A 20,259-nucleotide genomic window follows, 5' to 3' on the forward strand; every position below is an offset into this window, starting at 1 on the left:
TGGTGTACGTTTTATCAATACAACGGCATTGCCATACAAGAGCTTAGTTAATTCCTCTTCAGTGTTGTACAGATGAGGATACTCGCAACGCTTAAGCCGCAAGAGGACAAACAAAAAGAAATGATAGGTTCTAGGGTAATTAAGGTCACCGCGTAAGCGCCTATTGCTGCCCCTGTTAGGTGAAAAAAGCCGGTTAGCGCCGCTAAAAAACCTGCGGATTTATCAGAGTAGCCAAGCATGATAGTTACGCTGCAGGGCATTGCGATGCCAATAAAAAAGAAGGTGATATAGCAATAAGTCAAAATACCCATTAACCCTTTTATTGCGAAGGGGGAAATAAGTAACCCAAAAAGCACAGAAAGCACAGCGATAAACAAGCTTGAATACTTGAATTTAAACAATGGTGAAACAGAGGCTAGTCGAATATTGATTATGCTTCCCATCACAAAAGACAGCGTGGCTAGAAGCGAATATATCGAGAACACAGTTTTGGTGAGTCCGAATTGCTGCATTATCATAGACGGCGAGATGGTAATGAAGCTAAACACAATGCCATAAAGTAGTCCGCTGGCCATACCCACTGAGACGATTTTCATCATTGTGCTTTTAATAAGCGCTAAAGTATCGCCAAAGACGTTCTCTGAGGTTGTCGGCATATACTGTTTGAGGGTGGTGGAAACTGAAAGCAGTAAAAGTAAGGCGAATACTCCCATTACTAGTACAAAATAAAAGATAGATGAAACTCCGAAGGACTCGCCAATTAGTGTACCTACTAGTGGCGCTATTGCTGGCGCGATAGCGAATGCAATGTTGATAAACGAAAGTGAAGCATTCAGCTGCTTTTCGCTAAATATTTGACGCGACAGTCCGCGCGATACTGAAACGCCAACCCCACCGCCTAAGCCTTGAATGACTCTTCCTACAAGAAAGGTATTTTCTTCGGTGGCAAGTGCCACCATAAGCGTACCGGCGATGAATACTAAGACTCCGTACAGTAGAAACTTTTGTTTGTTTAGGTAGTCGCAGGCGACACCAGACACTAACTGAGAAAGTGAGAACGCGATAAGAAACACGGCCACGCTTTTTTCAATTATTCCTACATAGCTGTCGTATATAGCAGCCAAGTCAAAAAAGAAGGGGCTATAAATGCTGGTAGAGAGTTGGCCAAGAATAGACAAAATGGTGAAGGTTACCGTCAGCGAATAAAACGTATGGCGTGACATGGTGTGCTTCATCTAAGGGGAACCAAACTATGGGTAAAGAGACAGTGCAGTTAGGCTACAGATTTGGTGTTACAGTTTTAATAAAGACGCTTTTTTTAAGTTTGAGAAAACTGATAACGTGATGATATAAGCGAGTGGTGACTGGTAATTCTAGAAAAAATGGTGGCCCCACCCTTCCTAGAATTATGCCCATTTAGGCATTTTTAACGGTGTGAGGGCCACTCGAACCCCCGTTTTATCAGTCTTTATTCCACTCTGTTCCACCTTAATTTAAATAATCGAAGTGGAATAAAGGTGGAACATGCCAGAAATAATTAAGAACCTAACCGATAAATTTTTATGTGATATCAAGCCGAAGTCATCGAGCCAAATTTTTCGCGACAAGCACAGAACCTATTTGAAATTTGTTGTGCGGCCCAGCGGCTCTAAGAGTTTTTACTACAGAGCAAAAAAGAATGGGAAAGACCTAAAGCGGAAGATAGGTGATGCTTCGACCATGAGTTTAGCAACAGCAAGGTTAATTGCAGATAGTCAGCATTCCGGATTCAAAAACGAGAGCCAAAATGGCGTTTCAGTACCGAGCAGTATTAAAAGTCTTACTGTTAACTGTATGTTTGAGTTGTATCGAGAGAATGAACTTAAACATAGAAGAACGGTTGCTGGCAGAAAACATGCTCTTGAAGTTGCGTATAATCTTCATGTCAAAGCCAGTCTCGGCCATCGTGCTGTTGCACAGCTGGATAGAAAAGAAGTTCGTTCGTTCTTCCGAGAACTCGAAGATAAGGGATATTGCGCTCACAACAAAGCAGTATCAGTGTTAAAAGCAGCGTGTAATTATGTCATCGATTTTGAAGATGCAGGATTAATACTTAATCCATTTGAGCGCATTAAAAAGATGCCAGGTGTAACGAGAAGCCGATATCTTACTTATCAAGAGGCTGGACAGTTGATGAAAGCATTGGAATATGCCTCAAATCAAGACGTAGCTGATATATATCGTATGGCTCTTTTTACTGGTGCTAGGCTGACAAATGTGAAGACTATGGAATGGAAAGATATCAACTTAAGTAACGCTGTTTGGTTAATACCTGCGACTCGGACAAAAACCAATCAGATTTACGAAATTCCGCTTCACCCGTTGGCAGTTTATCTTCTAAGAAAACGTCAAAAAACTTGTCCAAGTAGCCATTTTGTATTTCCATCCAAGCAGAAATCAAAATACGGCTACATAACAGGTGGCGATTCGGTGTGGAAGGCGGCGATTAAACGAGCAGGCCTGTATCATGATAACCCTAATATTCGCCCCAGACCACACGATCTCCGAAGGACATTTGCTACTTGGCAAATTCAGTCAGGAGCTGATGTTAGTGTGGTTTCGAAGGCTCTTTGCCATACTTCGTTAAAGCATACAATGGTTTATGCATACGCCAATATCGATCAAGTTAGAAACTCAATTGTCGGAGCGTTTGACAATCTTAATGTAAGTTAACATAGCCGCTAGTGCCCGAAAGTAACGTTAGAAAATAGCACGTTTTCGTGTTCAATTTTGTCAGCTTCGGGCACTAGACACCTTATATAAAAATCTGTAATCTTCGTCGAAAATAATAAAGTGCGTAGAGAAAAACTAGATTTTTATCAGCGCTAACAAGAACAAGGAAGTAGTATGAGCAATGAAGCTTTGAAAACGCATCTAGCAAAACTGGAAGACTTGCGAGTATCCGCAAAGTCCAGGGATGATATACCGAGTATTGTTGAAGAAATAAAAGAATATTCCAAATCAGGTTCGTATACCTTTCAACAACCGTTTGTTATATATCTATTATTTATCTCCTTTTTCCTTACCCTAATTATTTATGCGAATTCGTCCTCTGATGAAGGGCTTATGCTTGCAGGTGCTTCATTTATAGTATTCATAGGCAGTGTTTTTGCGTTTTTCTCAAAGAAAAAGCAAGTAAAAAACGTGGGAAGAAACCTAGGGCATACGGCTTTAGCTTTAGCAAATAATTTAGTTCCTAATGAAGCTTTTAACGGACGAGAATTATGGAAAGATTTAAAAAGACAATTCCGCGTGTTTAGAGCTGGCGATGAAAGTCAGGAGATTACAGCCTTGTACGACGGGAAGACAGAAGACGGAGCATTCTTCCAATTGTTTGAATTCAAGTACGTAGATGTCACAGAGGAAGAGGACGAAGACTCAGACGGAAACAAAACAACCACCAAAAAAGAAACTACTCATTACGAATATGGTGTCCTTATCCATATGCCATCTTTGCCTTTGATGACTATTAATACGAGAAGTCAGTTCAAAGAGAAATGGGATTCGGCGAGCAAAGAGTTTAACAAAAAGTTCAAGATAAGGTGCTCCAACCCTGTAGAAACAGCAAAGTTTTTCAATCCCGCTTGTGTACTTAAATTTGAAGAGTCATTTAAGAATATACGTTACCTAGATATGACCCCCTCTGCATATGTTTGTATATCTGCTAAGAAAGATATATTCCCAAAAAGCTTTGGTGTTCCTCATATCAAGAAAAGTGATGAGTACATATCGTATTTGTCAGCCCCTCCAAAAATAGAAGCCCTTAGAGCATTAAGAGACTTCATTGATTATTCGAACTCAAGAAATACTATTAAAAAGGAAGCGGTTTAATGGATAACATAGTCCCATACCTAATAATCGCGATAGTTGTCATCTCAATTATCGTAATGTACAACACAATTATAGGAAGAATGAATCGGGCTAAGCGAGCTTGGTCAGATGTAATAACCTACGAAAAACTAAAAAGTGAGTTAATACCAAAATTAGTAAATCTTACTGAAGAATTTAAAGTCTTCGAAACGAATTTTATTGAGCAAGTTACAGCTATGCGTACAGCAATATCGTCTATCTCTAAAGATGATATTGATATCGAGAAATTGAACGAAATTGAGGCTCGCTCTAATCAGGTTTTTGGTACGTTTAAGGCGGTAGCAGAAAGCTATCCAGAACTCGGTTCAACCCAAGTTGTAAGAGATCTACTCAGTCAAATAGCAGATAAGAGTGAAAATGTTGCAGCTGCGATTACAATTTATAACCGAAGCGTAGAACAGTTTAATAATTCTGTTGAGATGTTTCCAATTAACGTTGTTAACGGTCTACTTGCTAAGAAAGACAAACTTAAGACCTTCACTCAATCTGGGCTAACAGATGAGTACGACTATAAACCTAATTTTCATAGAATTCGTTATAGTCTCTCGCTTAATATAATTGGTTTATTAAAGCTGCGGAGAACCGAAAGGATTTTACGGCTCCGTAGCTAAATATTATTTTGAAAGAAGTTTTAGTTATTTTTACTTCACGAACTTTGGCTCTAAATAGCGCAGATTTTTATAAGCATTAAGCCAAGGCTTACCTACTAAATCCCGCACATCTACAATCCCTTTTTTTTGCTCCATCAGGAGAAAGTTTAGAGGGATAAGTATTTCTCTATCTAGTTCGTTTAACTTATCGCTTAACGATAGGAGATTAGCATCGCTAAGTTGGATAATGGAGTTTACTTTATGCAAACTAGTGGACTCTAAACCTTTGAGGCATTGCTCGCGAACCTTGAAAGCTGCTAATTTACACTGAGCAATATGATCGTACTTCATGAATTTTTTCCTTCTATATTTAATCAGGAAGGACTTTATCCTAGGGTAATGTTTTTTTGATGCTGTGATTATGCTAACTAAGCATAACCTTGTTTGAAAAAATATTGTTTCAACAGTTACAATCCTACTCATGCAATGAGCATCGTCTTCGACATGCTCATTGCATGAGTAGGATTCTTATCTGCGAAATACTCTTAAGTTTCGCAAGTTACAAAGCATAATTTGCTTTTTTCTAAAAAAAATTTTCGAGTTACTTTAAACACTTCATCGGGCAATGAATTGCCTTTTCGCTAACCAGTACATAAACAAAAAAACAGTGGACAAACATGCCTTATTAAAAAGGGTTTGAAATGTTATTAAGAAATTTAGAAAACGATGTCGTGCAGTCAGCCGGAAAGGGCGTTACTAACATTATCACTGCACCAGGCGTTGCCTTCGATAAGTTTAAAGCTCAAGCTGAATCAACGTTATCTGGAAAAGTAGACCTAGACGGTCTGAAGATGATGAACTCTGGGGAGTTATTAAAAACTACTATAGCCAAAAGAGAGGAGTTGCTTGGGCATTTAGTTTTATCACGAACAATAAACAATATATCAGGAGAAGCAGGACTGGGTAAGTCTACAATCACAATGGCTATATGCGCCGCTATTGCGACAGCTGGAAAATTTTTGAAATGGGAAGCAAAAACTCCTTCAAGAGTGCTTTACGTAGACGGTGAGATGCTTCTTTCGGATCTCAAAACACGTATCAAGAAAATGTGCCACCAAATGGACGTTAACCAGAAGCTCTTGTTTATGGAAAATCTGATATTTCTGAACGGGGAATTTTGTGCAGATGGACTACCGTCGTTATTAACACAGGAAGGACAGACGCTTATTGAACTGAAACTATTGGAGTCAAAAGCAAAGGTAATTGTATTGGATAACCTTACATCCCTTCTACCTGATTGTGACTCTGCTGATACAGTAGCTATGAAAGCATTTTTACAATGGTTAAAGAATCTCAGATACGCCGGATACACTGTTATTACGATTAATCATATGACTAAATCGGGAGCACGTTGTGGCAGTGTTGTACTTGATACATACAATGACATGACAATTGACCTAACAGCTGAGGTAAGAAACAAGGAAAAAACAGGTAATACACGTTTTACGTTTGCCAAATCCAGGCATTTGTCAGCGAGTCAGAAGAGAGACTTCATATATAGATATGATGATGACGAGTCTGGGCAAACCTTCACGCTTGTCTGACTTTCAGACAAGCTAAAATATCTCTCATTGAAAATGAGAAACAAATCGCGTTAGCAAGAAATAACGAAGTTGATTTCGTAGCGATAGCCGATTGAAAATCGTAAAGCGCATCGTAGTGACAGTAAGGATACGGAGCATCGTGATTGCGGGGCCTTCTCACCCCGCATTCTTCCCGCAATCACGATGCTCCGCATCCGTAAGGCGGGTGCGATGCGCTGCTTTGGAATGGTTTTGCTAAAAGCAAAAGTGCAGCGAGAGGCTACATGTAGCTGGTAGCAAGCAATTTCGAAGCACTATACGAAGTAGATTTAGCAAGCAGTAGTGCTTGCTCACCTCGCTGTGATTACCTGTTGGTAATCCATCTCCTTTAAACAAATTAAGGGATTTCGCTTTCCACTTCGCTACTTATTGTTGTCAATAAGGAGAGATGATCATGAGCGTAGCGAGATTTGAAAGAGGAATTCTGAAGAGGTACATCCAATCGACCTCCACCAAAGATAGGCATAAAGCAAAGTTACTCAGCTTACTAGACTGGATATGGCGTTGGGGATTCACGAGCACGGCTGTATTGGAAGAATTATGGCAATTAGATCGTTCAACAATAAACAGAATGATTCGCAGGTATATCAACGAAGAAATGGTTACCGAAGTTGCCACTTTCAGCTGTAGAGATAAAAGACTTTTTCTGCTTAAGCCTGAAGGTTTGAGACTTTTACAGAGATATCATGATGAAACCCTCAATTATTCCGTGAAGCCTTCTACGCTTAATTTCAAAACAATCACCCACGACTTAATGTGTCAAGCAATAGTTGCGAGAGGCTGCGCAGAAGGGCGATATCAGTTCTATGTCACGGAATCAGAACAAGCGAAGGAATACCTTAAGAAAACTAGACGATGCGATGCAATAGCTTTTGAAATCGAATCTGGCGAACTTGTAGGAATTGAAGTTGAAGCGTCAGCAAAAACAATACCGCACAGAAAAGACTGTCTGATAGCAACTCGGCGCATGATAGAAGACGAAAATAGGTTTAATCGAGTCCTTTACTATTCTCATAAACGAAAACACTTAAAAGATGCTGAAAGGGTGCATCAGAAACTTTTCGACAAGCCAGAAAACGGTCTAGATGCCGAATGGTTTAACGCTCATTTGAAACTTGTATATTCTCGTGAATATATCGATATGCTCTATCACAAGTTCTGGTGTCATTGAGCATTTTATATTGTTTATCTGAAAAAGCTTGATTATAAGAGGATGCTGATGGTTTAAGTACCAGATGTTTTTGAAGTAATCACTCTTTCAACTCTGACGTGTTTGCTATTGGTCATTAGCGCTTATTAGAGAGATAGGTGCCCGATGACGGCGTTACACACGCAGCAGAAGAGCAGTAATATAAGGAGAATCAAAACCTATTTTCAGATGTGCGCAGCTTAGCTTGGTTTTGCATTTAGTCTACTTGGTGAGGCAGCATAAAAAATCGATTTGTATTAGCTGTCTAAAACATTCTTTTGTTTCAATATTCAGGGAAACTCCAAACTGAGTGTTTTCGTCCGAAGCGCTTTTAGGCTCAGTGTCTTAAGGGAATCGCCTTCTTTGACTTTCAGTAATTGGAGCGATCTGGCACTATGAGAAAAAATGAAAATATTTTCGGTAGAAAAGCGCGTTTAGCGTGCTATCAAGTTGTTAAGTAGAGCAATTGGTAAATATGAGCGATAAAGATTTACTTGCTGAAGAAGGTGTTTATTCAGTCGGAAGAGTATTCCAAAAGGAACTAAAGTGGATCTTTCGAGACCAACCAAAGGCAGACCATGGAATAGATGCGCATGTAGAGGTTTGTAACAATGGAACTCCAAGCGGTCAGTTAGTAGCTGTTCAAATTAAATCAGGAGAAAGTTTTTTTAAGGAATATTGTGAAGAGGGCTTTATATTCAGATTCGGTGATTGGCATCACAAATATTGGTTAGGCCACTGTCTCCCTGTAATTATTGTTTTATATAATCCTGTTGATGATCTTATATTTTGGCAGAAGGTTAACGATGAAACCATCAAATCTACAGGAAAGAATTGGAAAGTAACAATTCCTTATGAAAACTTGCTTAAACACAACTCTGGTATTGATATTTCTCAGGCATCAGTTTTTACTACTGGTGGTTATGAAAAAATTGATCAGTTCTCTTATTTTAGAGATGTGGAGATTGTCCACGCAGAAAAGGTAATTGCACCTTTGATGAACTGTATAAGAAATACTAAAGATGAAATATTAGTCTGTGCTCCATACATAGATTCTGACTTTTTAAGCATACTTAATGTTTTGTCCTTCAGCGCGAAAGTTAAACTTGTAACGAGCGCTGGATTACAAGAGCACGTTGAAAGCACTATTCGATATCACGACAGCAACAGCAAAAATTTTAGTATCAAAATAAATAGTCACGTTCACGACAGGTTTGTCGTGATCGATAAAAAATTCTCCTTTATGTCATCTAGAAATTTCACCCAAGTATTTGATAGGAAGAGCCAAAATATGGAGCTAATCTTTCCAGCAACGGATGAAAAAACGGTTAATCAATATGTAACTATATTCAATATGCTTTGGGAAGAAAGCGCAGCTATACTAGATGGTTAATTCGTTCAACGAGTCAATATCGAAGCTGCTATTATTGGATCGCTATCAAATTTCTTTATGTAGAAAAAAGCCCCTGCTATTTTCAGAAGGAGCTTTTCCGTTGTTAGTCTTTTAACTTAAAATTTAGTCCAGCTATAACTGGGAAAGTTAACATTCACGTACTGTGAAAAGAAACTAAAGTGGCGGCGAGGTTTGCAGAACCCGCCAGTTAGTAGACCAGCAGTGAAATGCTGGGACGCCAACTGCAACGTCGGCAATTTTCATCCAGTTCATTGATATATAGAACCAGAGCAAGAAAAAAGGAGCCTTCGAGGCTCCTAATGAGGAAATTTGACAAACTGTGGGGATGTCAATTGCAGCATTGTTCCATAAAGTTATCGAATGCTTCTTGCCAACGGTAGAGTGAACTGTCAGAAAAAAATGAATCTTGCGAGAGAAGAAAAATACGACGGAAAGCATGTTCATCAACACTTTCTCTGCAATAGTTTACTATCTCAGCATGAAATACATACATCACCACATCCACTAACTCAGCATCGATATATTGCTGCTGAAGCGCTTCAGGAAGCTTGTGATGTAGTGATTTACTGACAGACATTCCGTTTATGCCCCTATCACCAAGATGGAGGTAAATTCCAGCTTTCGAGTCGGGATCAAACAGCATTGCCACGCGTCCGAGATCGCTCTCTTTCCAGGGCGAACGACTCATTCGAGTGTAAGTTTTATGAAACTCAATTTTTTGTGAACTCATTTAAAATACTCAGTAGTTGTCCTAGTGTTAACTAAGCTCACGGTGCGAGTATTTCGTCGCGCTCACGTTAAATATAAATTACTAGCGCCCGTATCTCGGCCTAATGTGGTTCCTACAGACAAAGTCAGAGCAGGTTATAGAGCTTGAGCGATTGAGCCAGATGGGTCATCTTTCCTACCTCAGTGCAGATTATATTTTGCTACCAGTCGTCGAATCCGTTTGTATCGCTGTCAAAACTATCGAAGGAACAAGGTTCGGAACTAGTGTAATCAAAATCACAGCTACTGCTTTCATATTTAGTGTTCTCGATAACACCTTATGGATTACCTTTTATATCTACGCCACCAACCATTGGTGAGCCATCAACGTTAACAGTCTGCTCTGGCACAGAGGAACTCGCATTGCCTGAACCAAACAGCAAATTAAACAAACCCATATCTACCTCCATTTGTCATTAATCTGCTGACAAATGTTAATAAAAATGCTAGGTTTTGAAAGCACTTTCGTTGTCGTTAGACGCCTAAGCTGCTTGAGGTTTTAGAGTCGTAATGGTTGATATACGGACATACAAAACGCCACTTGATTTCAGTTGTGCTCTTATTCGAAATTGTCTTTAAATAGCATATCTAACAGGCAACTTTTTAGTGTCATTGTATGCGTCCTTCTTAAATATCCCATCGCTCGTAGCTGCATAAATATAATCATAATTAATTAGTAATACCGTAAACGGAATTACTTCGGGAAATAACAATGATAACGAATAACAACTTTTCTCAAACCGCTGCCTTCATCTGGTCTGTTGCCGACTTGCTTCGCGGTGATTTCAAGCAATCCCAGTATGGGCGCGTTATTCTTCCATTTACGTTACTACGTCGCCTTGAATGTGTGCTGGAAGAGTCAAAAGACTCAGTAGTAAAAGAAGCTGAACGGGTAAAGGCAATGAACTTGCCCGAAGAAGCTCAGGAAAAGATGCTTATAAGGGCAACGCAAACCACCAATAACCCCGATGGTTTGTCTTTCTTCAATACCTCGCCGATGGATCTCGGCAAAATGGGACAAAGTGACATCAAGGCTAACCTGGGTACTTATGTTCAAAGCTTTTCATCTGATGCCCGTGAAATATTTGAGCACTTCAAATTCGACGAGTTTGTAGGTCTGCTTGACGATGCCAACTTGCTGTACAAAGTCGTTAAGAAGTTCGCTACTACAGACTTAAGCCCAAAAAACATATCAAACCACGATATGGGGTTGGTGTTTGAAGAATTAATCCGCCGCTTCGCTGAAAGTTCTAATGAAACGGCAGGGGAACATTTTACTCCTCGCGATATTGTAAGGCTAACAACCTCTTTGGTATTCATGGAAGATGATGATGCGTTAACTAAAGAAGGCATTATCAGAACCATATACGATCCAACGGCAGGTACGGGCGGTTTTCTCTCATCTGGGATGGAATACGTGCATGAACTGAACCCCAATGCAGTCATGCGAGCATTCGGTCAGGAACTTAACCCAGAGTCATACGCTATCTGTAAAGCTGACATGCTGATAAAAGGGCAGGATGTAAGCCGTATCAAATTAGGTAACACCTTATCGAACGATCAGCTACCTGCCGACCAGTTTGACTACATGCTTTCTAATCCACCGTTTGGTGTGGACTGGAAGAAGATAGAGAGTGACATTAAAGACGAGCACAACTTAGAAGGTTTTGATGGCCGCTTTGGCGCAGGTCTGCCCCGAGTATCAGACGGCTCCTTGCTCTTTCTCATGCATCTCATCAGTAAAATGCGAGATACGCAGTCTGTTGATGGTGTTATTAGCAATGGCGGGCGTATTGGCATCATTCTGAACGGTTCACCACTTTTTACAGGTGGGGCCGGAAGCGGTGAAAGTGAAATTCGACGTTACATCTTAGAAGCTGATTTGCTGGAAGCTATCGTTTCATTGCCGACGGACATGTTTTACAACACGGGTATTGCTACTTACGTTTGGGTGCTAACTAATAAGAAAAAAGACGAACGTAAAGGCAAAGTGCAGCTTATCGATGGCTCAAACCTCTACGGAAAAATGCGTAAGTCACTTGGTTCCAAACGTAATCAGATGAGTGACGACGATATTAAAACAATCACTCGTGCCTTTGGTGATTTTGAAGTCATTGATGCTCGCGAAATAGACAAACCAACAGAACAAAAATCAAATCGTGGACGTCAGTCCGCCAATGCGAAACAAGAAGCGCCGAAGACGTTTGCTAGCAAAATATTCAATACCTATGAGTTTGGGTATCGCCGCATAACGATTGAAAGACCATTACGTTTATCTTCTCAAATCACCGATGAAGCTATCGAATCCCTACGTTTTGCTCCCAAACCTTTCAACATGGTTATGCCGCGAATTTACAGTGAATTTGGTTCAGCGTGGAATGAAGAGAATTACGGTGACTTAAGCCAAGTTCAGGTAGAGGTTCGAGCACTGATAAAAGCAGAATTCAGTGAACTGAAAGAAGCAAATATCAAAGACATACTGAGCAGCAAACTGTGGTTGTTTCAGAAAGCGTTAATGGAGAAGGTGCAAGAGCTTCAGTCGAAACTTGCAGACGTTGCAGGTGGTAGAGATAAGCGTTCCGATGACTTTAACCAATTCGAAATCGACTACAACAAAGCGTTGAAAGCACTATATATCAAGTTTGATGCAAAAGAGAAAAAACAGTTTCTCGATGCCGTAACGACTAAAAATCCAGATGCAGAATGTGTTGTTGATAAAGCCCTGAAAAGTGACAAGAAACCGCTCTATGGTGCGTATGAATACAAAGGCCCTGTTAGTAAGTGGAAAGGTAAAGTAGTGTCGTTTAAGCAAGACGGTGACCTGCGAGATAACGAAAATGTGCCGCTAAACCCAAGCAAAATTACGTCAGATTTGATCGAGTCCTACTTCTTAAAAGAAGTCGCGCCTCATGTTTCAGATGCCTGGATAAATGCTGATAAGCGAGACGAGAAAGACGGTGAGATTGGCATTGTTGGCTATGAAATACCGTTCAATCGACATTTCTATGTGTATCAGCCGCCTCGTGATTTAAGAGAGATAGATAAAGATTTGGATGCAGTGAGTGCCGAAATCTTGCAACTGTTGCAAGAGGTGCACTCATAATGGGCTTTAATGTCGCATATCCAGAATATAAGCAGTCAGATGAAGACTGGCTTGGAGATGTCCCCTCTACTTGGGAAATAAAGATGATTAAGCATCTAAGCCCAGTAAAACGAGGCGCTTCACCTAGACCCATAGATGACCCGAAATATTTTGACGATGAAAACGGAGAATATGCTTGGGTGCGAATAGCTGATGTGACAGCCTCTAACAGTTATCTCCATCATACTACTCAGAAAATGTCTAAAATTGGCAGTTCTTTGAGCGTTAAATTAGAGCCTAACCAGTTGTTCTTAAGTATTGCAGGTACTGTTGGTAAGCCTTGTATCAACAAAATCAAAGTTTGTATACACGATGGTTTTGTCTACTTTCCAGATTTAAGTATCCCACACAAATTTTTATATTATGTGTTTGCAGGTGAACAGGCTTATAAAGGACTGGGAAAAATGGGGACTCAGTTAAATTTAAATACTGATACGGTGGGAAGTATCAAAGTTGCGTTGCCAAAAGACGAAATTGAAATTCAGGGTATTATAGATTTCCTAGATCACGAAACCGCAAAAATCGACACCCTAATCGAAAAGCAGCAACAGCTTATCAAGCTCCTAAAAGAAAAGCGCCAAGCGGTTATCAGTCATGCCGTAACCAAAGGCTTGAACCCTTATGCACCAATGAAAGATTCTGGTGTGGAATGGTTGGGTGAAGTGCCAGAACATTGGAGTCCAGCGACTCCAATTAAATATCTATCTTCATTGAAAGGACGATTAGGTTGGCAAGGTCTCAAAGCCGATGAGTATAAAGATGATGGCCCTCATGTCGTAAGTAGTGCTCATTTTAATAACCATGAAATAAACTGGGGTATGTGCCCTAGAGTTTCTGAAGAAAGATATGAGTTGGATTCAAATATCCAGCTTGAAAGTGGTGATATCTTGCTAATGAAAGATGGTGCAGCAATGGGGAAACTTGCTTATGTCGATGACTTGCCAGGAAAAGCCTGCCTCAATAGTCATTTGCTACTCTTTAGACCCTTGCTAAGAGATGATATTAAGACTTTTCACACCAAGTTTATGTTTTACTTAATGCAAACTGAGCACTTTCAAGGTTTTATTAGAAACAATGGTACAGGTGCTACTTTTCTAGGAATTTCACAGCAAGCCATTGGGAATCATCGATTAATCTTGCCTGATTATGAAGAACAACTCTCTATTGCAAAGTTTTTGGACGAGCAAGTAAGTAAATTAAGCGCACTAGAAAACAAAAAAAATCAGATGATGGCGCTTTTATTTGAGCGACGAGCAGCCTTAATCTCAGCAGCAGTTACAGGCAAAATCGATGTTAGAAACTGGAAACCAATAGATAATAAGAATACAGAGAAAGTGGAGGTAACAGCATGAGCATGGATGCAACTCAGGAACGGATTTTCCAGGACGATATAATTAGTCAAATGTTGGTAAACGGCTGGCAACTTGGTCAGCCAGAAAACTACAACCGCGACTCAGCGCTGTATGAACAAGACGTTCTTGCTTTCATAAAGGAAACTCAACCTAAAGAGTGGGAGAAGTTCTATAAGGTATTCCCAATTGACTCGGAGCGCCATTTCCTTGATGCGTTGGTTTCTCAGTTAAAAAAAGCAGACATAAATGCGACAGACCAGGCGTCTAGAACTTACGGTACATTGGGTGTATTGCGTCATGGGTTAAAAATTCGTAATGCCCGTTTTTCTTTATGCCAGTTTAAACCAGAACATGATCTAAATCCCGATACTCTGATTCGGTATCAGAAGAATATTTGTCGTGTTGTGCCTGAGCTGGTATATAGCCCTTATGCAACGGCTGAGCATCTTGCTGCGACGGGAAAAGCGTCTAAGAAATGGCGTATTGATCTCGTTCTGTTTGTGAATGGCTTACCTGTATCAACACTTGAGTTGAAGTCTGAATTTAAACAGGCTGTTCAGAATGCGATTAAGCAGTATAAGCGAACCCGTTTACCCAAAGACCCAGCTACCAAGAAAATCGAGCCTCTGCTTGCCTTTAAACGTGGTGCGCTCGTGCATTTTGCTGTTAGTCAGTACGAAGTGTATATGGCTACTAAACTCGCTGGCGATGATACATTTTTCTTACCCTTCAACAAAGGTACAAGCGAAGGTGGTGCGGGTAACAATATTCCAGAAGATGCAGACCGCTATGCAACAGATTATCTTTGGAACGAAGTGCTAACGCCCGATAATTTGCTTAATATTATTGGACGTTTTATTCACCTCCAGATAGAAGAAAAAGAAGACTGGGAAGGTCGTAAGAGCAAAAAAGAAACGCTAATTTTTCCTCGCTACCATCAGTGGAACGTTGTCACTAAACTGATTAACGCAGCGGTTGAAGAGGGGACTGGCAATAAGTATCTGATTCAGCATAGTGCAGGCTCCGGTAAATCCAACTCAATCGCATGGACAGCACACCAGTTATCTACATTGTATAATGCGAAAGGTAATAAGCAGTTTCATTCGATTATTGTAGTGACAGACCGCACGGTATTAGACGACCAGTTACAGGATACCATCTATCAATTTGAACACGCTGATGGTGTGGTAGGACGTATCAACAATAAAGAAGGTGATGGTTCTAAATCAGAAAAGCTTGCTCAGGCTCTGGAAACCTTACAACCCATCATCATTGTTACCATTCAAACCTTCCCATTCGTCTTACGTGCAATTGAAAATTCAACATCGCTGAAAGAGCGTAGCTACGCTGTGATAGCCGATGAAGCCCATTCTTCACAAAGTGGCTCGACGGCTCGTCAGTTAAAAGAAGTGTTAATGACGGACGAAGCAGACGATGATACAGAATTAACTTCAGAAGACATTCTCGATGCAACTATTACTGCCCGAAAAGGTAGCGCTAACCTGAACTACTATGCTTTCACTGCGACACCGAAAGCCAAAACTCTGGAACTATTCGGGCGTTTACCTAATCCAGAACTGCCCGCTTCAAAGCAGAATAAACCGGAAGCCTTTCATGTGTATTCCATGCGCCAGGCTATAGAGGAAGGCTTTATTCTGGATGTATTGAAAAACTACACCAATTATCAGGTGGCGTATCAATTAGCACAGAAAATTGAAGCAGCCGACAAAGAGGTTGATAGTAAGAAGGCGAAGGTCAAACTAAACCAATGGGTGCGCTTGCATGAGTACAATATCTCACAGAAAGTTAAGGTGATTGTAGAGCACTTCAAAGACAACATAATGGGGTTGTTGGGCGGACAGGCAAAAGCAATGGTAGTAACCAGCTCACGTAAGGAGGCGGTGAGATATAAACTGGCTTTCGATAAATATGTAACCGAAAAGGGGTATCAATCGATACGGGCATTAGTTGCCTTTTCTGGTGAAGTCGAGTTTAACCCTAACGACCCTGATGCCGTTGCATTACTAGATCAGAAGTTCACTGAAAAAAGCATGAACCCTGATTTGAAACAGGATATGCGAAAGGCTTTTGATACCGATAGTTATCAATTGATGCTAGTTGCAAACAAGTTCCAGACCGGATTTGACCAGCCAAAGCTATGCGCCATGTACGTGGATAAAAAGCTCGGTGGGGTGGAATGTGTACAAACGCTATCCCGACTAAACCGGACTTACCCAGGTAAGGCTGAAAGTGGCACCTTTGTGCTGGACTTCTTTAACGATCCCCAAGATATTCTTGATGCATTCCAACCCTATTACCAAACTGCTGAACTAACGGATGTCACCAATCCTGATATCGTGTTTGAGTTATTTGAGAAGCTTCGTACTAGCGGTATATTCCTCTGGAACGAGGTAGAGCAGTTCTGTGATGCTTTCTTTACCAAAAACAAATCCAATGCCGCTATCAGCAATATCTGTAAGCCAGCAGTAGATAGATGGCAGAAACGATACAGTTCTGCCGTAGAAGCCTATTTACAGGCTAAAGAAATGTTCGAGCGTACTAAGAAAACAGGCGATGCTGTATTGATAGCTAACGCTGAAAACAGCTTTAAAGATTGCAAGCAAGAAAAAGACAGGCTTGAGATATTTAAAAAAGACTTGGGAAGCTTTACGCGTTTCTATGAGTTCATGTCTCAGATTGTGGACTATGACGATAAAGAACTCGAAAAGCTGAGCTTATATGCAAGACATTTGCGCCCATTGCTGCGGGAGAAAGTCATTGACGAAGATGATATTGATTTAGCAAATGTGGTTATGAGCCATTATCGTTTGTCTAAAATTCGTCAGCAGACTATAAAGCTTCAGGAAGACAGCGCTGATTACAAGCTGGAACCCAATAGTGATGTTGGTTCAGGTAAAGCTAAGGACAAGAAAGAAGAGTTCCTGTCTCAAATACTTGAACGGCTGAACGAAGTTTTCATCACCGATAACCTTACCGACAAAGACATGGTTAACTACGCATACACCGTGCGTGACAAGCTTAGTGAGAACAGCGCTGTAATGACGCAGATAGCGAATAACACACCCGAACAAGCAATGCTGGGAGATTTCCCCAAAGCTATTGATGATGCCATCCTGAGCAGCGGAGAAGCGCATCAGGAGCAGATGATGCAACTCCTTTCAGACCCAATGAAAACAGCAGCGTTTGCCAGGGTGATTTTTGAAATGTTGAATAGTCGCAAAGCCTAGCTTCTAAAGACGACTAAAAGGTCAGAAAAATTTTTAATTTGCCAAAGTCCGTTTTTTTACGGAAGTTTGGAAATCTTAATTGAAGTAACATTCTTGTATTCGAAGCCAGATAAGCCAGACTGAATGCAAGTAACGAGCGCAAATAAAAATCAAGCTATCACGCCACCGAGCGTGATGGCTGCTGCTTTGCGTTCGCAGTCGTTAGTAAGTAGCGCTAGTGATATAGCTGAACAATTAAATATCGACGAAGCTGATGTAATAGGTCTTGCTGAAGATGGTTACATCAAAGCAATACAATTGCGCTCAGGGAAATGGCTGTTTCCTCCAGTAGACCAAATAGATATTTGGGGAGTTCATAGTATCGCGCATCGTTCGACCAAGAGCGAAACGCTATCTAACTTTATTAATATTGATCAATGGTCACACGTCACCAAGCCTCCTACTAACAGTATCCAGAATCGTAAGTCTACGAACTATGCTGTAAGTGGTTGTCAAAGCTTCTCCAAGCAAGAGTCTATAGCGAAAGCTAAACGGGCCAATACTTCAAAGGGACTCAATATTACCGAGGTATGTAATAAGGTTCTAATTGACGAAATTATTGATGCTAAAGAAAAGTTATCCCCAATACCCATCAGCCATGACTCTGTGACAGGTCTAAAACTTGAGTATTCTAATAAGAAGAGAAGACTTATTGTTAAAGCTAAAATTCGGGGAAAAAACGATCGTTGTTGCTTGATGGAGTGGGATTTTAATGAAGAAGCTAGCGCCGTTAAATTAGAGTCATGTATAGCTAGTTATATTACCGTATTTAAAAAGCTCGGGCGAAGACCAAAAACTGAAGAGTTCAAGCTTCACAGTAAAAAGCTGTCTACAGTAGGCGACGTAATACTTAACCATTTACATGTAAACATTCTCTACAATCATGGAGAGGGTTCAGATGAGTGGGACACTATAGAACGACTGATCAGGCTTCATTTGTCGAAAGATGTAAAGGTGCAAACTCCGAATAAAAAAAATACGGAGATTATAAACTTAATGAAAGAGCCGTTTTGTGCTGTCACAGCGAAGGATTACAGCGCATATCTCGATACCTTTAGGGAGCGGGTAGGAGTTCACGATAAAATTGTGTCTAGGATTAAAGCAGCCTTCAATTTTGCTGTAAAGGAGAGGCTTATTCAAGGAGAGTACGCCAACGCATTCACATTGGCTAAACGAATTGATAGAGATAGACATATCGAAGTTTCTGAAAACGATATGAAGTCTATATTTAACTACCTTGACGACCACCCAAACCAAGACTTCGTTTTTTTTATGAACCTTCAATCATCAGGGCATTTCCGAGACGGGCAAGTAATGAAACTCAAATTTTCTGATTTTGACCTCGCACACGGTTTTGTAAGGGTTAAGCCTAAAAGAGGCAAAGAAGTAGCAATTCATCTTCCTAAAGACATCATTGATATGGTGATTGAGCGCCAGATGCAATTTAAAGCAAGAGGGATTTATGCTGATTATATCTTTCCATCAAACAGTTCGGAAACAGGCCACAAGGCAAACTTTGACCCTTACTGGTATGACATGCTTGAAGATTTAAATTTTTTCACCACCGACAACGATGGAAAGAAAAGCTTCAAGTATAGACTACATGACTTTCGGGAAACTTTGCTAGGGAGACTGTGGGAGTGCGATGACTATACACTTGCATCTGTGCTTGGGCATTTATCACTTCATGCAATCAAGTCGTATAGGAAGGCCAATACCAAGCGAAGTAAAGATGCTGCTGAGAAAGGCCACCTCAAGAAGTGTGAATCCTGATGCGTACTAGCACAGACCTCATCAATATGCAGAGCATTGAAATGGACTTTTGTTAAAAGTTTACTTCTTAGTTAGTAATACGTCTTTTGTACTCAATTTGAAATTTAACGCAGTCCACGAATGGAACTGCGCTTTGCTTAAGAATTTCGATAAGTGAGTAAGTAGTAAAAACGCAGGATCTCAAAGCTCTCTTTTCGAGTTTGTTAAAAATTCATTTCCTGATAAAGGGCCTCGATAAATGTCTTCTAGCAAAAAGTGCATCACTTCTTTCAATTCTTTTTTATCTTCAGGCAAGACAATTTTTCCGTTGTTAACACTTACTCTGATATCAGGAAAAGAGGAGGCAGCAGTCGTTATGTCGCTTACACTATAGGTGTCAAGAACCTGAGAACTTATTATAGAGTGGGCCATCTTTCTTATTTGGCTATCGGCAATGCCCTTGAAGTTTTCTAAATTAGTTATTTCAAGCGAAGTGTGCAACGATAGATCATTTAGGTCTTCGTCTGTCGCTTCTTTATAATAATCTGTTAATTCAAAGACCATTCTAGCGTTATGGAAACTCTTAAATTTGGTCTTGTCAGCCTCTATTATTGCTACCAGCTTATTGTCAATTGTGAACAAGGTATCTGTAGTTTTTACGAAAGTATTTCCTGTCTGCATTTTGATAATAGGCAATTCTGCTAATGACAAAGCTTGTCGTGAAGTAAATTTTTGAACAAGAACTGTTGTCTGAGAGTTTTCTGTAAAGCCAGAAAATAATGCTTTTATTGGCTCATCAGAGAAATTAGAAATGTCTAGGTCTGGAAAGGAAGAAGCATTAGCGTTTATAGCATTCACCATTAGCTCTGATTCATCAAGATTATCTAGGGTCATTATTTCGTTTGAATCTGGCTTCCAGTCACCGTTAAATGCAATTTCCGTATCAATGCCCTGTTCAAAGCGGATTCGTTGAGTATTAAAAATTTCTATCAGCTCGTTTTGAAGTGATTGGTTGACCCTGAGTCTTTTAATCTGACAGCTTCCGCCATCATCCTTAATAAGTGCGAAAAAGTTTTGTTGTGCTGTCATTTTAGTCCTCTACATCTATGACAATATATTCTGTTAACTGAGATACAATAAGTGGCTGGCTGGCATGTCTAAGTTCTTTTTTTGTGATGAGAACATACGTGACACCTTCTGGCGTCCCTACTTT

At 40.3% G+C, this 20,259-nt stretch carries 14 protein-coding genes; 10 read left to right on the forward strand and 4 right to left on the reverse strand.

Annotated features, from left to right (window positions below; translation table 11 throughout):
* Nucleotides 1-47: 47 nt before the first annotated feature.
* Nucleotides 48-1,223, reverse strand: a complete 1,176-nt coding sequence (locus tag MASE_RS03850) for an MFS transporter (RefSeq protein ID WP_232362806.1) — start codon at nucleotides 1,221-1,223, stop codon at nucleotides 48-50.
* Nucleotides 1,224-1,524: 301 nt separating this feature from the next.
* On the opposite strand from MASE_RS03850, the gene MASE_RS03855 reads away from it, so the two are divergent.
* The 3 genes from MASE_RS03855 (at nucleotide 1,525) to MASE_RS03865 (ending at nucleotide 4,520) form a co-directional block, all read left to right on the forward strand.
* Complete coding sequence (locus MASE_RS03855; RefSeq protein ID WP_014948446.1) at nucleotides 1,525-2,712, forward strand: tyrosine-type recombinase/integrase; 1,188 nt, start codon at nucleotides 1,525-1,527, stop codon at nucleotides 2,710-2,712.
* 174 nt (nucleotides 2,713-2,886) lie between these two features.
* Complete coding sequence (locus MASE_RS03860) at nucleotides 2,887-3,870, forward strand: hypothetical protein (RefSeq protein ID WP_014948447.1); 984 nt, start codon at nucleotides 2,887-2,889, stop codon at nucleotides 3,868-3,870.
* Nucleotides 3,870-4,520 carry a LemA family protein gene (locus tag MASE_RS03865; protein WP_014948448.1) on the forward strand — a complete coding sequence of 217 codons (651 nt, stop codon included), beginning with the start codon at nucleotides 3,870-3,872 and terminating at the stop codon, nucleotides 4,518-4,520. The genes MASE_RS03860 and MASE_RS03865 overlap by 1 nt, the downstream gene beginning before the upstream one ends.
* A 30-nt stretch (nucleotides 4,521-4,550) precedes the next feature.
* On the opposite strand, the gene MASE_RS03870 is transcribed toward MASE_RS03865, so the two are convergent.
* Nucleotides 4,551-4,850 carry a hypothetical protein gene (locus MASE_RS03870; protein ID WP_014948449.1) on the reverse strand — a complete coding sequence of 100 codons (300 nt, stop codon included), beginning with the start codon at nucleotides 4,848-4,850 and terminating at the stop codon, nucleotides 4,551-4,553.
* A gap of 350 nt (nucleotides 4,851-5,200) precedes the next feature.
* Here MASE_RS03870 and MASE_RS03875 point away from each other — a divergent pair, with 350 nt between their 5' ends.
* The 3 genes from MASE_RS03875 (at nucleotide 5,201) to MASE_RS19800 (ending at nucleotide 8,724) form a co-directional block, all read left to right on the forward strand.
* Nucleotides 5,201-6,103, forward strand: coding sequence for an AAA family ATPase (locus tag MASE_RS03875; RefSeq protein WP_014948450.1), 903 nt, complete (start codon nucleotides 5,201-5,203; stop codon nucleotides 6,101-6,103).
* A gap of 433 nt (nucleotides 6,104-6,536) precedes the next feature.
* Nucleotides 6,537-7,313, forward strand: a complete 777-nt coding sequence (locus MASE_RS03880) for a hypothetical protein (protein WP_014948451.1) — start codon at nucleotides 6,537-6,539, stop codon at nucleotides 7,311-7,313.
* Between the two features lie 493 nt (nucleotides 7,314-7,806).
* Nucleotides 7,807-8,724 (forward strand): DUF4365 domain-containing protein, encoded by a 918-nt coding sequence (locus MASE_RS19800; RefSeq protein ID WP_014948452.1) that lies wholly within the window; start codon nucleotides 7,807-7,809, stop codon nucleotides 8,722-8,724.
* A 349-nt stretch (nucleotides 8,725-9,073) separates the two neighbouring features.
* Here MASE_RS19800 and MASE_RS03890 read toward each other — a convergent pair whose 3' ends face one another.
* Nucleotides 9,074-9,433, reverse strand: coding sequence for a hypothetical protein (locus MASE_RS03890; protein WP_148275217.1), 360 nt, complete (start codon nucleotides 9,431-9,433; stop codon nucleotides 9,074-9,076).
* A gap of 792 nt (nucleotides 9,434-10,225) precedes the next feature.
* Here MASE_RS03890 and MASE_RS03895 point away from each other — a divergent pair.
* From MASE_RS03895 to MASE_RS03910, 4 genes are all read left to right on the forward strand, one after another.
* Entirely contained in the window at nucleotides 10,226-12,616 is a 2,391-nt protein-coding gene (locus MASE_RS03895) for a type I restriction-modification system subunit M (RefSeq protein ID WP_014948454.1), read from the forward strand.
* Nucleotides 12,616-14,007, forward strand: a complete 1,392-nt coding sequence (locus tag MASE_RS03900) for a restriction endonuclease subunit S (protein ID WP_014948455.1) — start codon at nucleotides 12,616-12,618, stop codon at nucleotides 14,005-14,007. The genes MASE_RS03895 and MASE_RS03900 overlap by 1 nt, the downstream gene beginning before the upstream one ends.
* Nucleotides 14,004-17,255, forward strand: coding sequence for a type I restriction endonuclease subunit R (locus tag MASE_RS03905; RefSeq protein WP_014948456.1), 3,252 nt, complete (start codon nucleotides 14,004-14,006; stop codon nucleotides 17,253-17,255). Before MASE_RS03900 ends, MASE_RS03905 begins: the two co-directional genes overlap by 4 nt.
* A 123-nt stretch (nucleotides 17,256-17,378) precedes the next feature.
* Nucleotides 17,379-19,067, forward strand: a complete 1,689-nt coding sequence (locus tag MASE_RS03910; RefSeq protein ID WP_014948457.1) for a tyrosine-type recombinase/integrase — start codon at nucleotides 17,379-17,381, stop codon at nucleotides 19,065-19,067.
* 180 nt (nucleotides 19,068-19,247) lie between these two features.
* Here the strand turns inward: MASE_RS03910 and MASE_RS03915 are convergent, their stop codons facing one another.
* The gene (locus tag MASE_RS03915; RefSeq protein WP_014948458.1) at nucleotides 19,248-20,135 is read right to left on the reverse strand and encodes a Kiwa anti-phage protein KwaB-like domain-containing protein; all 888 of its coding nucleotides are present in this window, start codon (nucleotides 20,133-20,135) and stop codon (nucleotides 19,248-19,250) included.
* Nucleotides 20,136-20,259 lie beyond the last annotated feature (124 nt).

Origin of the sequence: Alteromonas macleodii ATCC 27126 (assembly GCF_000172635.2) — a bacterium.
Classification (GTDB): Bacteria; Pseudomonadota; Gammaproteobacteria; order Enterobacterales; family Alteromonadaceae; genus Alteromonas; species Alteromonas macleodii.

What these genes read in the sequence shown, in the direction of transcription:
- MASE_RS03905 (WP_014948456.1), top strand. Translation starts at nt 14,004, where the DNA reads ATGAGCATGGATGCAACTCAGGAACGGATTTTCCAGGACGATATAATT.
- MASE_RS03900 (WP_014948455.1), top strand. Translation starts at nt 12,616, where the DNA reads ATGGGCTTTAATGTCGCATATCCAGAATATAAGCAGTCAGATGAAGAC.
- MASE_RS03890 (WP_148275217.1), bottom strand. Translation starts at nt 9,433, where the DNA reads ATGAGTCGTTCGCCCTGGAAAGAGAGCGATCTCGGACGCGTGGCAATG.
- MASE_RS19800 (WP_014948452.1), top strand. Translation starts at nt 7,807, where the DNA reads ATGAGCGATAAAGATTTACTTGCTGAAGAAGGTGTTTATTCAGTCGGA.
- MASE_RS03880 (WP_014948451.1), top strand. Translation starts at nt 6,537, where the DNA reads ATGAGCGTAGCGAGATTTGAAAGAGGAATTCTGAAGAGGTACATCCAA.
- MASE_RS03910 (WP_014948457.1), top strand. Translation starts at nt 17,379, where the DNA reads ATGCAAGTAACGAGCGCAAATAAAAATCAAGCTATCACGCCACCGAGC.
- MASE_RS03850 (WP_232362806.1), bottom strand. Translation starts at nt 1,223, where the DNA reads ATGTCACGCCATACGTTTTATTCGCTGACGGTAACCTTCACCATTTTG.
- MASE_RS03860 (WP_014948447.1), top strand. Translation starts at nt 2,887, where the DNA reads ATGAGCAATGAAGCTTTGAAAACGCATCTAGCAAAACTGGAAGACTTG.
- MASE_RS03895 (WP_014948454.1), top strand. Translation starts at nt 10,226, where the DNA reads ATGATAACGAATAACAACTTTTCTCAAACCGCTGCCTTCATCTGGTCT.
- MASE_RS03870 (WP_014948449.1), bottom strand. Translation starts at nt 4,850, where the DNA reads ATGAAGTACGATCATATTGCTCAGTGTAAATTAGCAGCTTTCAAGGTT.
- MASE_RS03865 (WP_014948448.1), top strand. Translation starts at nt 3,870, where the DNA reads ATGGATAACATAGTCCCATACCTAATAATCGCGATAGTTGTCATCTCA.
- MASE_RS03875 (WP_014948450.1), top strand. Translation starts at nt 5,201, where the DNA reads ATGTTATTAAGAAATTTAGAAAACGATGTCGTGCAGTCAGCCGGAAAG.
- MASE_RS03915 (WP_014948458.1), bottom strand. Translation starts at nt 20,135, where the DNA reads ATGACAGCACAACAAAACTTTTTCGCACTTATTAAGGATGATGGCGGA.
- MASE_RS03855 (WP_014948446.1), top strand. Translation starts at nt 1,525, where the DNA reads ATGCCAGAAATAATTAAGAACCTAACCGATAAATTTTTATGTGATATC.